This window comes from Streptomyces sp. AMJ-169, from assembly GCF_055597585.1.
Genome location: NZ_JBVLTJ010000005.1, coordinates 272,021 through 287,501, shown reverse-complemented (window position 1 = coordinate 287,501; position 15,481 = coordinate 272,021). Strand labels below are relative to the sequence as shown.

Below are 15,481 nucleotides of genomic sequence, written 5' to 3'. Positions count from 1 at the left end.
TGCCGGCACGAGCATCAGCAGACACAGTCGCAGTGTCGTTCCAGTGCTCTGCATCGCCTTTCCCAGCAGATCGAAGAACGCCTTCATCCTTCGGCCCCCTCTCGTAAGTGCGCAGCATCTCTGCGCACTATGGTGCCTCCTTGAAGTTCCCTGCGGGGAGGCGCCGTGGTGAGGAATTTAGCAGCGAGGAAGCGACCAGCTTGGATGCCCGATGGGCCTGTTCGCCCAAGGGACGTCCATGCGCAGTGATACTGCGCATTCTTCCTCCAGGGTTCTTGCTGCTCATAGGGGTGTGGGGAAGGCTGTGATGTGCGGCGACTTGGGGGCGCAGGAGGTCTCGAGTGTGAGGCGGGACACAGCCTTGGTCTCGGGTGTGCGCTGGCTGATCTGTAGCGGTGCCTTCACTGTCCGCAGCGTTGCCCGTAAAATTTCTCGTTCAGGGGAGATGGGGGAGTTCAACGGCTGTGGGCGGGGGTTCACCCGCGCCCTGTCCGGCCCCCGAGACGACGAGATCCAGGGAACAGCGTGACGATTCCGGGCGCCTTCGGCGGGGGTTCAGACCTTGAACGGCTCAGAGCGAAGCTGGAAGGATGGCGGACATCCCTGGTCGATCTGAGCGGGCGTAACCGGCTGCTCAACTTCCGGCACACCCGGTCGGCGACACTGGAGATCTCGTACCCTCCGGCCGAAGAACTGGTCGAAAAGATCGAATCGGGCTGGGACTTCGCCTCGCTCCCCGACGAGGAGCCGGCAGCGGACTCGGAGCCGGTGGCGTTGCCGGCCGCTGCCGCACGCGGGATCGTGACGCAGAAGACCACAGGCCCTGACTTGCTCCGCGCGCTGCGCACCCTGCGCGGCAAATCGACTCAGCTCTTCAACGACTATGGCCTGTGGACGCTCAGCCTCGGTGTAGGCATGATTCGTTGGCGGGAAGACGGGGCTGAATCCAGCAGCGACGCCCCACTGATTCTTCTGCCGGTCCAGATCGAGCGCATGGCCAATGGACGGATGAGACTTCGTCTCAACGACGAGGAGGACCCCAAGTTCAACCCGGCGCTGCGGGTGAAGCTGGAGCAGTTCTCCATCGACTGGACCCCGGTGACAGATCAGGACCCGCTGGATGTCGCCGGGGTACTGGATGCCGCCGCTCGCGCGGTCGCGGGTAAGAGCGGCTGGGAAGTCCTGCCCCGTGTGGTGCTCGCTCTCTTCGCCTCGCACAAGGAGTCGATGTACCAGGATCTGCGGGACAACGAGGCTCACATCCTTGCCAGCGACTTGGTGCGGGCCGTGGCGCTCGGCCCGAGCGCAGGCCTTGCCCCGGACCGGTTCTCCTTCGAGGCGCTCGATCTCGACCGGATCGACGAACTGAGCCCGCCGGAGGACAGCCCGCTGGTATTGGACGCCGACGCCTCCCAGCGCCAAGCAGTGGCCGCGGCTGTGGCAGGCCGGTCTTTCGTGCTGGACGGCCCTCCTGGCACCGGTAAGAGCCAGACCATCACCAACATGATCGCGGCTCTCATGCACGCGGGCCGCAGCGTGCTGTTTGTCAGCGAGAAGGCAGCGGCCCTCGACGTGGTGCTCAACAGGCTGCGCTCGGTGGGGCTCGACTCGTATGTCCTCGCTCTGCACAGCCACAGTACGAGCCGGAAGACAGTGGCTCAGGCGCTGGGCCGGGCCCTGGAGGAGGAGCCGCGGGCATCGCAGCTCTCGCAGGAAGCCCTGGCACAGGTTCGTGAGACCCGGCAGGCACTCAGTGGCTACGCCGATGCCATGAACGAGATCCGTGAGCCGCTGGGGCAGACCCTGCATGACGTCATCGGGCGGTTCGGCCGGTTGTCCGACGCCCCGGTGGCGTATCTGTCGACGACCGCGGAAACAGACCGCGCAGCATGCGGAGTTTTCCGTGCCGAGCGTCTCGACGCGCGTGACCTGCGCCTGATCGGTGAAGCGACACAGACGATCGCTGAGGCATGGGAGGCAGTTGCCGATCCCGCCTTCCCCTGGCGGGAGCTGCGTCCCGAAGGCCCCTACCCACGGCCCGCCCTGGAACAGGCCATGGCCGCACGAGAGGGTCTGGAGACAGCCCTGGCGCGCTACAGCGACCTGACACCCGGTGGCGAGCAGGCGTACGACGGCCCTGGCATCGAACGGCTTGTCGGCTTGGTGAACCTGCTCGCCTCCCGCAGCGCGGTGCCGGAGACCTGGCTGACCACGAATGACTTCGCCCGTGCGGTGGACGACGGAGTCGACGCATTCACTGCGGAACTGCGCAGAGTGCACCGCAGCCGTGCCGCGGCGCAGGCGGAGGCCGGCCGGCGCTGGTCCGAGCTCTCTCCCAGACTGAAACCGGAAGCGGGCGATGCCGAACGGGCGTTGCCCACGATGACACCGCCCGGCATCGATCTGACAGGTCTCACCGAGAAGCGAGCCGAAGAACTGGCCCGGGAGTTCGAATCCGCCGCGGACGGGCTACGGCGTACGCACCAGGACCTTGTCGGCCTCTGCGCCCGCACCGGTCTCGGTGAGCCGGAGACGCTCGAAGCCGCACGTGTCGTGTGCGAAGTGATCGGATTCGCCGGCCAGGAACATCGCCCACTGGACCGGTGGCTCGTTCCCGATGGCGTTGCGCAGGCCGAACGAGCCGCCGTCGCCGTCGTCGCGGACGCCTTGGACGAATTCTTCACCCGACGTGAGAACGTGCTGGCCGCACAGGCGCTCGCCTCGGCTGAGGCGGGCCCGGGCTGGAACGGTCTGAGTGGACTGAGCGCGCGGAAACCCGATAAGGAACAGGCGCTCACCCGTCTCGTACCGCCCGGACTGGATGTCGCCGGGATCGGTCGGCAGCGGGCCACGGAGTTCTCGGACCGGTTCGAGTCCCTGGCCCGCACAGTGGAGTCGGCCGGCCGGCACGCGGACTCGGCCGCTGCGCTGCTCGGCTGCCCCCAGCCGGCGACGACGGCTGAGGCCGAGGACATCGCCGCGCTCGTCGCGACCGCCACTCACTCGAACCGGGCGCCGGCCGCGTGGCTCGACCCCGCTGAGCGGGCCCATGTGCGGTCAGTTGTCGGAGAGATCGACACAGCAGCACAGGAATTGGCGGCGGCCGAGGCGGCAGCGCGAGAAACATTCACCGCGCGTACCGCGGCCTTCGCCGGACTGCCCCAGGTGGCCCGGCGTCTTCTGGACGGCGCGCGCGGCATCGGCGGGTTGTTCTCAAGCGATGTCCGCGCCGACCGGAAGACCATCGCCGCATTGACCCATACGGGCTCGTGGCACAGCGACCTGTACAAGAAGTTGCCTCTTGCCGTCGCCTGGCACACAGCTCATGCCCGGCTGCGCACACTCGCGACGGAGCACGCCCAGACGCTCGGCAGCCACGCCCGGTGCCCGGACGGCGAGATGCCGGACGTGGCAGGAGCACGCGCTGCCCTGGCCCATGCCGAGACGATCCACCGCTTGGCGCCCCACACCCTTGCGGACCCCTACGGGCGAAGCCTCCTCGCCGCACAGCTGGCCCACGGAAACACGGCCACCCCCGAACTGCGGGCCCAGGGAACGGAGCTCACCCGTGAATTGTCCGCCTGGAGACAAGAACTGAGCAGGGCCCCCTTGTCGCCGTACACGACGGAGCTCACCAAGTGCCGTCTCGCGGACGCGGCCGGCTGGCTGAGCTCTCACCTGGCCCCGTTCCGCCAGGCCGCCTCCTTCCTGGAAGCAGTCACGTCGACCGGTCGCGGCGTCGGCGATCCGGGCTTCGAGCACACGGTCGCCACCGCCAGGACCGCTGTCCTGGCCGCCCACGCGGCGCACCAGGAGACGGCGGCCTTCAAAGCGGCGGAGGCTGCCGATCGCGGGCTCCTCGGCCCCTGGTACCGGGCCTTGGACACGGACTCGACGGACCTCGGCGAGGGCACCACAGACTCCCGGGGGCAGCTCCTGCGATCGGCGCAGGACCTGCTCCGCCATCAGCAGAGCCCTTGCGCCACCGACCGCGAACGCGACTTGCTCGGCCCGTACGCGGCACAAGGACATACGGACACGGCCGCGCTGAGCGCAGCTCTGGACACGGCGGCCATGGTCGCCCGTCTCGCTCCCGACACGCTCGAAGCACCCGAACGGCGCGCACGGCTGGCCGAAGCACTGACCGCAGGCCGTCAGGTTCCGCATGATCTGCTGCGCCAAGCGGAAGCGGTGCGTACGGAGCTGGACCGTTGGAACGAGCAGATGCGGCAACCACACCTGGCCGTCGAGGCACCGGCGCTCGCGGTCCGCTCGCCGGATGGGATCGCACAGTGGCTGCGCGCCCATGTGGAGCCCTTCGAGGACGCGGCCGAACTCGTTCACGCGGTGGCACGCGTCACGGAGACCCCGACGGGCACACTGACGCTCGCCGGGGCACGTGCGGCGGTACGGGCAGTGGCCGGCGCCCGTACCACTGAAGCGGAGTTCACACAGCGGGACGTCGACTACCGCGTACTGCTCGGTGAGCTCTACCGAGGCGCCGACACCAGCCGCGACGCCGTGCTCGGCGCGGTCGACTGGGCTCAGCAGGTTCGGCGCATCGCACACGGGGGCAGCTCAGGACCGTTGCCCGAGGCGGCGGCCCGCACCATGCTGACGGCGCCCGCCGATCTGTTGCTGACGAAACGCCGAGATGACTGGCGACGGCTGGGCGACGCTCTCGCCGACTGCTTCGAACCCGAGCGAGCGGGCGAGATCCGCAGTGCTCTGGGCGCGTCATTGTCCTCGGCCGGGGAATCGCTGTCCCGCCTCCACTGCGATCCGTACGGGCCGGAGGCATGGACGTCCTGCGCGCAAGGCCTGGCAAAACTGCGTGAATACGGTCTTGACGGACTCCCGGCCCAGTTCGCTCAGCGCGGCGTCTCGGCGGGCGACTTCCGGCCGGCGGTGGAACGGGCCGTCCTCACCGCCTGGATCGAGCATCAATTCGCCGTGGACGCACGGCTGATGCCCATGCGAGCGGCCGAGCGCGACCAGTTGGTGGAGCGGTTCCGTACCGTGGACCGCGATCTTGTCGAAGCGGCGCACGCCGAGGTCATCGCGGCCTGCAACGGAAGGCGCCCGCGCGGCACTTCAAAAGTGGGGTCGATGAACACGATCCGCAGCGAGGCACAGAAACAGCGCCGCCATATGCCGGTCCGGCTTCTTCTGGACAGGACCCGCCCTGCGGTGCAGCGCATCAAACCCTGTTTCATGATGAGCCCGCTGACGGTGAGCCAGTTCCTGCCGCCCGATTTCCGCTTCGACGTGGTCATCTTCGACGAGGCGTCCCAGGTACTGCCACAGGACGCCGTCAACTCGATCTACCGTGGTGACGCGCTGATCGTGGCAGGGGACCAGAAGCAGCTCCCCCCTACCTCGTTCTTCAACGCCGGTACGGACAGCGACGAGGACGACGAGTGGGACGACGACACCGCTGACAGCTTCGAATCGATCCTCGACGCCTGCAAGGCGAGTGGAGTCCTGCGCAGCCTTTCGCTGCGCTGGCACTACCGAAGCCGGCACGAGAACCTCATCGCCTTCAGCAACCACGACTTCTACGCCGATGCCCCGATGGTGACTTTTCCCGGTGCGCTCGAGCGGAGTCCGGACGTCGGGGTGGAGTTCTTCAAGACCGACGGCGTGTACGACCGCGGGGGCCGCAGCAACAATCCGCGCGAGGCTGCTTTCGTCGCCCAGCGCGTCATGCACCACTTCGCGACCCGCCCCGGTCGCACGCTTGGTGTGGTGGCGTTGTCGAAGGCCCAGGCCGAAGCGATCGAGGAAGCGGTTCAGAAGACTCGGGCGTCCCGCCCTGACCTCGAGCACTTCTTCACGGAGGACCGCTTGGGCGGATTCTTCGTCAAGAACCTGGAGACCGTCCAGGGCGACGAACGCGACGTCATCATCCTCTCGGTCGGCTACGGCCCTGACGAGCAGGGCAGGCTGAGACAGGAGTTCGGCCCCATCAACAGGGAGGGGGGCTGGCGGCGGCTCAACGTGGCCGTGACGCGAGCTCGCCGTCGTATGGAGGTCGTTGCCTCTTTCCATGGCGGCGACCTGTCGGAAAGCACGAATTACAGCGTGCGTGAACTGAAGCGGTATCTGGAATACGCGCAGCATGGCCCGCAGATCCTGGAAACGGACGCCGCTGATCCGGACGCAGAACCGGAGAGCCCCTTCGAAGAGGAGGTCATCGACGTACTCCGTGGCTGGGGTTATTCGGTACAGCCGCAGGTGGGCGTCGCGGGCTTCCGTATCGACATGGCCGTACGCCACCCCGCCGCGGCCGGCACATACGCGCTGGGCATCGAGTGCGACGGCGCGATGTATCACTCCTCCAGAGCGGCCCGGGACCGTGACCGGCTCCGTGAGTCGGTCCTGCGCGATCTGGGCTGGACCCTCCACCGGATCTGGGGCACGGACTGGTACCGCAACCGGAAGGAGGCGATGGCACGGCTGCGTACAGCCGTGGAGACGGCGTGTGCGCGGGACCCGTACGGCAGGAGAGAAGAGGATGACTCCGCGGTTTCCGGTTCCACACGCGTGGTGGCACAGCCCGACGGAGACGAGCTGATCGCTGAGCCGCCTCCGGCCGTCGTGTTCGTACCGGTCGTGGAGGAACCGGCGGCATGGAGCCGCCCGTACCGCGACACGAAGCCGGGTGGCCTGGCCGAACTGAGGGTGCGCGCCTGCGAGGAGCACGGACTGCCGTGGGACATCGGTCTTCAGGACCCGGACGCCGGGCCGGCGGTGGCCGAAGTGATTTTGCACGCGGTCGATGTCGAAGGCCCGATCGAGGAAGAACTGATCTTCACCAGGGTCCGGTCCGCGTGGGGGATCGCCCGCTCGGGAACGGTGATCCAAGACCGCGTCAAACGGGCTCTGAGCCGTCTCGCCCGGCAGGGCCGCCTTACGCGGACGGGTTCCTCGTACGACCTTCCGGGCCGGGCTGTCACATTCGCCCGTACGCCGACGGAGTTTTGTGAGCGCAAGGTCGGCCAGGTGCCGGCGGCCGAGCGCCGCTTCGTCGTACGCAAGACGGTCGAGGAAAGTCCGGGTGCGCTGCGTGAAGAATTGCTGCGTGAGACGGCACGCTTCTTCGGGTGGGCGCGTCTCGGCTCCGATATCAGGGAAGCGCTGTCAGGTGATATCGAAGCGCTGGTCGAGTCCGGGGAATTGACGGAGCAGCAGGGGGGATTTTCCGGTAGGTTTTACAGGTAATGCACTTCAGGGTGGGACGGTTGCCGTAATCAGGTTACGGAATTAATCGAGAACAGGCTTATTTGTCTGTGTTCCAGGGCTGCTCGGAAGGCGGGGTCGTACCGCTTCGTCGCCCAGGGCGGGAGGTCGGCAAATTTTGCGGCCTCCGCTCTGCCCCGCATACCCATTACCACCCCACCCCCCCACCCCCTTACGATGCGCCCAGCCCCACCCGTTTCCGTACACCTGTCCGAACCAGGAGCCCGGTGCCTGTGTCCATACCCCCGCCGTCCGGCCCGCAGGGCACTCAGGGATCTCCGGAGAATCCGTTCCGTGCGCCGGTGGAAGGCCGGCAGGCACCCGCAGGACCCGTACCCGTACCCGCACCCCCCGCCGCCTACTACCCCCCGCCCCGCTACCCCCACCACCCCTCCACCCCGGTCAACGGTGTGGCCATCTCCGCCCTCGTCCTGGGTGCCCTCTGCTTCGTGCCCGCTCTCGGGCTGGTCCTCGGGGTCATCGCGCTGTTGCAGATCCGGCGCAGCAAGGAGCGTGGGAAGGGGATGGCGATCGCGGGGGGTGTGCTGTCGTCGGTGGGGCTGGCCCTGTGGGTGGTGGTGCTGTCGACGAACGTCGTCTCGCGCGCGTGGGACGGCGTCAAGGAGGCGGCGGCGGGGACCGGTACGGTCACGGAGCTGGCCGCCGGCGACTGCTTCGACCTGCCGTACGGGACGCTGGACGACAGCGAGGTGTACGACGTCGACGAGGTGCCCTGCGAGGAGGCGCACGACGGTGAGGTGTTCGCCGTCATCGCGCTGGACGGGGACACCTACCCGGGGCACGCGGGGCTCGACGCGGACAGCAAGTGCCGTGCGCGCAAGGCGGGTTACGCGATGGACCCGTGGGCGGTGCCCAAGGAGGCGGACGTCTACTCGCTGACGCCGACCGAGGACAGCTGGGGGTACGGCGACCGCGAGATCACCTGCGTCTTCGCCAGCGAGGACGAGGGCGGCACCCTCACCGGCTCGCTGCGCCGGGACGGCAGCAACCTGAACGGCGATCAGGTCGCGTTCCTGAACGCGATGACGGCCGTCGACGACGCGCTCGCCGCCGAGCCGTCCGACTACGCGGAGGACGACCTGGCGGCCAACACCGCCTGGGCGAAGAACGTCCGCGACACCCTCTCCGACCAGATCGCCGTCCTGAAGATCTTCCCCTGGCCGAACGCCGCCCGCCCCTCGATCGACGCGCTGACCGAGGACATGACGAACGCCGAGAAGGACTGGTCCCGCGCGGCGGCGGCCACCGGCCCGGACGACTTCTACGGGTACTACGACTCGGGCTACGCGTACGTCGACGGCGACACGACCGTCGACGCCCGCAAGGCGCTCGGCCTCGCGACCGAGCCCCCGGCGACCGACTCGGACACCGGCGGCAGCGGCAGTGACAGGGGTGACGGCGGCGGTTTGAGCGTCTGAGGTGTGAACTCCCCTATAGCGGGGAGAAAGTGCCTGCGTAAAGCGCCACCCCGGAGTGTGTCATCACATCGAGTGATTCTCTGGCCTTTGCTTGCATGGCCGAACCCACGGTTGCCACGCTGTAGCTGTCTGTACAGCGCGATGGGAGCGGCCAGTGACATTCGGTGAACAGCCGGCGTATCTGCGCGTCGCGGGCGACCTCCGCAAGAAGATCACCGACGGGTCGCTGCCGCCGCACACCCGCCTCCCCTCCCAGGCCAGGATCCGCGAGGAGTACGGCGTCTCGGACACCGTCGCCCTGGAGGCCCGCAAGGTCCTCATGGCCGAAGGCCTCGTCGAGGGCCGCTCCGGTTCGGGGACGTATGTGCGCGAGCGCCCCGTCCCGCGCCGCATCGCCCGCTCCGGCTTCCGCCCCTCCGGCGGGGCCACGCTCTTCAGGCAGGAGCAGGCCGAGGGCCAGATCCGGGGCACCTGGGAGTCGCGCAGCGAACAGGCCGAGGCCGGCCCCGCCGTCGCCGAACGCCTCGCCGTCGACCCCGGCGACCGCGTGATGTGCACCCGCTACGTCTTCCGGGAAGCGGGGCGCACGATGATGCTGTCCACCTCCTGGGAACCCCTCTCCGTCACCGGCCGCACCCCGGTCATGCTCCCCGAGGAGGGCCCCCTCGGCGGCATGGGCGTCGTCGAGCGGATGCGCGCGATCGACGTCATCGTCGACAACGTCACCGAGGAGGTCGGCGCCCGCCCCGGCCTCGCCGAGGAACTCCTCGTCCTCGGCGGCGTCCCGGGCCACGTCGTGATCGTCGTACAGCGCACGTACTACGCCTCCGGGCGCCCGGTCGAGACGGCCGACGTGGTGATTCCGGCCGATCGCTACCGCGTCGCCTATCACCTCCCGGTCCGGTAGCCGGACCGCTCCCCGCCGGCGGTCCTGGGGCGGCGTGCGCCCCCTGAGGCGGATGTGCCGGAGGGCGCGGGCCGCGCGGACCGTGCGGATCAGGTCGATTCCGGTCGTTCTCGCAGCTCTCCCCGTATGCACCCGAGGCGGCGGAGAAGGGGCGGATCGCCGTCCCCGCAGGGCGTGTTCAGGACTGTGCGCCCCCTTCGGTCTGGCTGGTTGCGTACCCGTTTGTGAGAAGCCGTGTTCGGTGCGTGAAGGTTGGGCGTACGCTCGGGCATATGCGGAGTGAGGTTTCCTCAGCGGGTGGGACGCATATGGGAAGCGGAGGGGCGCGATGACCGACGGCACCATCTCTCTGCCCTGGAGCGTCATACGCCAGGACGACAACGGCAACCGCTACAGCGTGGGCCGGTTCGCGACCAAGGCGGAGGCGCAGAAGATCGCCGACAGTCTGGGCATCGGCGGCCCCCAGCAGCTGTACTGCGTCGAGCGCGTCCCCACGAACGGCGACGGAGGCCGCGCCTGACATAGGCTCCCGCGCATGACGGAACGCATCCTCGTGGTAGCCGCCGCCCTCCTCGCGAACGGCCGCCTCCTGTCCGCCCGCCGCAGCGCACCCCCCGACCTCGCGGGCCGCTGGGAGCTGCCCGGCGGCAAGCTGGAGGAAGGGGAAACCCCGGAGCAGGCTCTGGAGCGCGAGCTGCGCGAGGAGTTGGGGGTCGAGGTGGTCGTGGGGGAGCGGGTGGCGGGGGAGTGGCCACTGAGGGCGCCTTATGTCTTGCAGGTGTGGAGGGCACAGCTGCGCCCGGACTCCCCGGCCCCGAAACCACTCCAGGACCACGACGAACTGCGCTGGTTGACGCCGGGCGAGCTGTGGGATGTGGAGTGGTTGGCCCAGGACGTAGAAGCGGTGAAGGCAGTAGGCCTTTAAGGGGAGCACCCGAGCTATTAGGCGCCCGGCCCCCTCCAGCGAAGCGTCGGGCGCACTCGGCCCCACCCAGCGGAGCGCGTTGCGCTGTACGTGCCACAGTGCGCCCACCACCCCGGTATCGCCCCCGAGATATCGGGTATGTGCCCATTAACCCCACGAATCCGGACATGGGACACCTCGCTGGCTGGGATGTGATCGGCGTGATCGACACCGAAGGCGACTGCGTCGAGTGGACGTTCCCCGCCGACCCGGGCGCGGTCCGCGCCGCCCGCGCCGTCGTCCGCGGCCAGCTGCGCGGCTGGCGCCTCGACGAGGTCACCGACACCGCCACGCTGCTGGTCAGCGAGCTGGTGACGAACTCCCTCAGACACGCCTCGGGCCCCATCGGCGTACGGCTGGTGCGCCGCCCGGCGGGGCTGGGCGACGTACTGCTGGTCGAGGTCTCCGACCCGCTGCCCGACCCGCCGCGGGAGCGGATCGCGCGGGAGGAGGACGAGGACGGCCGGGGGCTCCAGCTGCTGGCCTCCGCCGCGCACCGCTGGGGCACCCGCCCGCGGGCGGCGGGCAAGACGGTGTGGTTCGAGCTGGCGGTGCCCCGGTGAGACCTCGCGCGGGGGTACGCGGGACCCCGGTCCGTCGACCGAACGAAATCGGCCACCGACCTGTTGTGCGCGTGGTGATTCGACGAGGTGTCCGCTGGTTAGAAGAGTGGAAGTGTTCGTGCGGCACGGTCCAAAAAGCATCGGGACCGTGCTGTGATCGTGAACACCGTGCCGAGCGGCCCCGTAGTGCTGGATACTGCGGGCAGCCGCTTTACGGTGACCGGCCGGGCGCGGTGAGCTGGAGGGGACGGTTCGCGTGAGCGAGATACCAGCGAAGGCCACGGAGTCGCAGGACCCGTCGGGCGGCGCGAAGGCGAAAGCCGCGGGCGCGGACAGCCCTGCCCGCCACCCCGTGTCCCGGCCCCCCGCGTCCCCGCACACCCCGGCCGGCCTGCCGGCCCCCGTGGACCCCGCGGACGGCGACGCGGTCTGGCAGACCAGCCCCCCGGGCTCCATCTACGACTACATCCGCGTCGCGTCCTTCTCCATCGGCCCCGACGGACTCGTCGACCAGTGGAGCCTGCGCGCCGAGCAGATCTTCGGCATCCCCGCCGAACGCGCCGTCGGCATGGACCCGATCGCCGCGTTCATAGACCCCGACCTGCGCGAACGCAGCCAGCGCAAGATGGCGGAGATCCTCGACGGGCGCGAGTGGACCGGCGTCGTGCCGTTCGACGTGCCGGGCCGGGCCGGGGAGCGCGGGCTCGCCGAGGTGTACGTCATGCCGACGGCCACCCCCGACGGCGACCGGGCCGCCGTCTGCATCGTCGTCGACGTCCGCACGCTGCGCAGCATCGAGACCGACTTGGCTGCTTCGGAGGCGATTTTCGGTCAATCGCCGTTCGGGTTCCTGCTGATCGACCCGGAGTTGAAGGTGCGGCGGGCCAACCAGCGGTTCGCCTCGCTGTTCGGGGGGACGCCGGACGACCACCGGGGCCGGGTGGTGCAGGAGTATCTGGCCCGCTCGGAGGCCGACCGGGTCACCGCGATCATGAAGCGGGTGCTGGAGACCGGCGACTCGATCACCGACATGCACGTCACCGGCTTCGTCCCGGGTTCGCAGGAGCGCCGGCACTGGTCGATCAACCTCTACCGGGTGCACAGCGGCTCCGGCCGTCCCATCGGCATCGCCTGGCTCGGCACCGACATCACCGCCCGCCGCGCCGCCGCCCGCGAGGCCGCCGCCGCCCGGCGCAATCTCGCCCTGCTGAACGAGGCGGGCGCCCGGATAGGGAACTCCCTCGACCTGGAGACGACGGCCCGCGAACTCCTCGACGTCGTCGTCCCCGGCTTCTGCGACCTCGCCACCGTCGACCTCTACCAGGGTCTCCTCGCCGGCGACGAGACCCCGCCCGGACTCGCCGACGGCAGCGCCGAGTTGCGCCGCGTCGCGTTCGCCTCGGCCGTCTCCGACATCCCGTTCACCGCCACCGGCGACGCCCCCGTGCCCGTCGGCGCCGTCCACCACTTCCCGTTCAACTCCCCCCGCGCGGACGCCCTGCGCACCGCCCGGCCGCAGCATCTGCCCGGCGAGGAAGGCGGGCTGGTGCAGTCCACGCTCGCCGTGCCGATGGTCGCGCACGACACCGTCGTGGGGCTCGCGCAGTTCTCGCGGACCAAGGGGAGCGAGCCGTTCGGGGACCGGGACCGGGATCTGGCCGTCGAGCTGGCCGCGCGGGCGGCCGTCTGCATCGACAACGCGCGGCTCTACCGGCGCGAGCACGAACGGGCGTTGATACTGCAACGCTCCCTCCTCCCGCCCGGCGACCCGGTCGCCTCCGGGCTCGACATCGCCTGCCGCTACCTCCCCGGCAATGTCGCCACCGGCCGCCCCAGCGAGGTCGGCGGCGACTGGTTCGACGTCATCGAACTCCCCGGCCACCGCACCGCGTTGGTCGTCGGCGACGTCATGGGCCGCGGCCTGCGCGCCGCCGTCGCGATGGGCGAACTGCGTACGGCCGTACGGACGTTGGCCCTCCTCGATCTCGAACCGGCCGAAGTGCTCTCGGCGTTGGACGAGATCGCCCGCGGCCTCGGCACCCCCGGCGGGGTCCAGCAGGCGACTCGGGCCGCCCGCCGCCCCCGTGAGGCCGACCTCTCCGAGGTGTACCTCGCGACCTGCGTGTACGCCGTGTACGACTCCGTCACCCGCCGCTGTACGTTCGCCAACGCGGGCCATCTGCCACCCGTGCTGGTCGAACCCGGCGAGCCCGCGCTGATGCTCGACGTGCCGCCCGGCATGCCGCTCGGGGTCGGCGGGGAGCCGTTCGAGGAGGTCGAAGTCGAGCTGCCCGAAGGGGCGTTGCTCGCGCTGTACACCGACGGTCTGGTGGAGTCCCGGGACCATCCGCTCGACGAGGGGCTCCAGGCCTTCGTCGGCGCGCTGACCGATCCGGCCCGGCCGCTCGAGGACGTCTGCGACCACGTCCTCAACACCCTCGACACCCATCACGGCGAGGACGACATCGCCCTGCTGATGGCCCGCGTCCAGGGGCTGCCCGCCGAGTCGGTGGGGGACTGGACGCTGCCGCGCGAGCCGCGCAGTGTGGGGCGGGCCCGGGAGTACGCTCGCGCGCAGCTGCTCTCCTGGGATCTCGAACCCCTCGTCGACACAACGGAGTTGCTCGTCAGCGAGCTGGTCACCAACGCGTTGCGGTACGGCGAGGGGGAGATCAGGCTGCGGCTGCTGCTGGACCGGACGCTGGTGTGCGAGGTGTGGGACTCGGGTCTGGTCCAGCCGCGCAGACGGCGGGCCCGGGACACGGACGAGGGGGGTCGGGGGCTCCAGCTGGTCGGGCTGCTGTCGGCGGCCTGGGGGTCTCGGCGGACGCCGCTGGGGAAGACGGTGTGGTTCGAACTGCCGTTGCCTGATGGGGGGAACGGGTTGGTCGATCCGGCGGAGGCGTTGCTGAGTCTGTTCTGAGGGGGGCTCGCTGGAGTGTGGGTCGTGGGTCGTGGGTCACGGCTCCGAGGTGAGGCCGCCTGTGTCGTCGGCGGCGGTCTCGTCCGTCCCCGCCGCTCCCCGCAGCCGTACGTCCTGCTCCGCCCGGGCCCGTGCCTCGCGGCCCAGTGTGTCCGCGCGGGTGGTGTCCGTCGCGAGGAGTTCGCGGGCCGCCGCGAGCAGGGTGCGGGGGCCCGCGGTGACCGCTTCGCGGTGGACGGCGATGAAGTCCTCCGCCGCCGCGACCGACTCCCGGGCCACCAGCAGCGCGCCGCGCGCGGGGGCGTCGGCCGCCGTCCGCAGCGCCTCCAGCGGGTCGTCGCCGGGGACGGCCGTCAGTGCCGCCGCCTCCTGGAGGACCGCCGCCAGCCGGGGGACGGCCGCCAGCAGCACCGACGCCCGCACGATCGCGCTGCGCGCGGCCCGCAGCCGGGCGGGGTCCTGGTGCGCCAGGTTCAGCTCGGTCGTCGCGGTCACCAGCTGGTCCTTCGCCAACTCGGGGTAACCGGCCACCGATTCGGTCGCGGAGGGGGCGTATCGATCGGTGAGGTCGGTGTAGAGGGCTGCTACGGCGGGGGTGCGGGCGGTGAGCTCGCGGAAGCGGGATTCGGCTAGGGGGAGGGCGGGGGTGCAGGCCGACGGGGCGGTGTGCTGCGGTGGCCGTACTCCGGGAGCGGTGGAGTCAGGTGCCCGGCTCTCGCCCCCGGCGTGTTCCTGAGCGGAGCCGCTTCTGTCCCCGGCGTGCTCCCGCTCCCGGAACCGCTCCTCCTCGCCGCCCCGGCGTTCGAATCTGTCCCCGGCGGCTCTCCGCGTGCGCGGTTGCTCCACCAGCCGGCGTACCTCCGCGCAGCGGCCCACGATCCCCGTCAGCGCGTGCCGGCGGGCGTTCTCCTCGCCGGGTACGCCCTCGTCGTACCGGCGGCGGATCGCGAACGCGGTGGTCAGTTCCGCGGCGGCCGCTGCTACCTGGGGGTTCGCCTCGTCGGGGGCGAACGCCAGTTCCTCGCGCAGGGCGCGCAGCAGGTTGTCGGCGCCGACCAGGGCCGCACGGGACTCGGCGTCGAGGTCGGCGAGCGGGGGCGGGTGCGGCGGGGCGACGTACGCGCCGACGTGCCGGGTGCCGGCGGAGGCGGGGGTGGTGCGCAGGCGGCTGCGGCGGACGCGGCGCAGATAACCGTACGCGGCGAGCGCGCAGACGACCGCGCCGGCGGCCAGGGGGAGGACCAGGTCGGCGGCGGAGGCGTGGCCCTCGGCGGCCGGCTCCCGGGAGATCCCGTGATCGGCGGTCGCCCCGGGCAACGCCAGCCACACCACCCCCACCAGCCCGCCCAGCACCGTCTGCACCACCCGCACCCATATCACCGCCCGAGCCCGCTTCGGGCGGCCACGGATCAGGGAGGAGGGCATCACATTTCGGAGGGTATG

At 70.2% G+C, this 15,481-nt stretch carries 8 protein-coding genes; 7 read left to right on the top strand and 1 reads right to left on the bottom strand.

The window, feature by feature from the left end:
* The first annotated feature begins 525 nt into the window (after nt 1-525).
* From ACYUD3_RS14580 to ACYUD3_RS14550, 7 genes are all read left to right on the top strand, one after another.
* Nucleotides 526-7,224 (top strand): DUF3320 domain-containing protein, encoded by a 6,699-nt coding sequence (locus ACYUD3_RS14580; protein WP_470969081.1) that lies wholly within the window; start codon nt 526-528, stop codon nt 7,222-7,224.
* A gap of 320 nt (nt 7,225-7,544) precedes the next feature.
* The gene (locus ACYUD3_RS14575; RefSeq protein ID WP_470969079.1) at nt 7,545-8,681 is read left to right on the top strand and encodes a DUF4190 domain-containing protein; all 1,137 of its coding nucleotides are present in this window, start codon (nt 7,545-7,547) and stop codon (nt 8,679-8,681) included.
* Between the two features lie 154 nt (nt 8,682-8,835).
* Nucleotides 8,836-9,588 carry a GntR family transcriptional regulator gene (locus ACYUD3_RS14570; protein ID WP_470969077.1) on the top strand — a complete coding sequence of 251 codons (753 nt, stop codon included), beginning with the start codon at nt 8,836-8,838 and terminating at the stop codon, nt 9,586-9,588.
* Between the two features lie 328 nt (nt 9,589-9,916).
* Nucleotides 9,917-10,108, top strand: coding sequence for an SPOR domain-containing protein (locus ACYUD3_RS14565; protein WP_470969074.1), 192 nt, complete (start codon nt 9,917-9,919; stop codon nt 10,106-10,108).
* A gap of 15 nt (nt 10,109-10,123) precedes the next feature.
* On the top strand, nt 10,124-10,513 hold the full coding sequence (locus ACYUD3_RS14560; RefSeq protein WP_470969072.1) for a (deoxy)nucleoside triphosphate pyrophosphohydrolase: 390 nt from the start codon (nt 10,124-10,126) through the stop codon (nt 10,511-10,513).
* 167 nt (nt 10,514-10,680) lie between these two features.
* Nucleotides 10,681-11,115 (top strand): ATP-binding protein, encoded by a 435-nt coding sequence (locus ACYUD3_RS14555; RefSeq protein ID WP_470969070.1) that lies wholly within the window; start codon nt 10,681-10,683, stop codon nt 11,113-11,115.
* 256 nt (nt 11,116-11,371) lie between these two features.
* Nucleotides 11,372-14,038, top strand: a complete 2,667-nt coding sequence (locus ACYUD3_RS14550) for a SpoIIE family protein phosphatase (protein WP_470969067.1) — start codon at nt 11,372-11,374, stop codon at nt 14,036-14,038.
* Between the two features lie 36 nt (nt 14,039-14,074).
* Here the strand turns inward: ACYUD3_RS14550 and ACYUD3_RS14545 are convergent, their stop codons facing one another.
* Nucleotides 14,075-15,463, bottom strand: a complete 1,389-nt coding sequence (locus ACYUD3_RS14545) for a hypothetical protein (protein WP_470969065.1) — start codon at nt 15,461-15,463, stop codon at nt 14,075-14,077.
* Between the last annotated feature and the right edge of the window lie 18 nt (nt 15,464-15,481).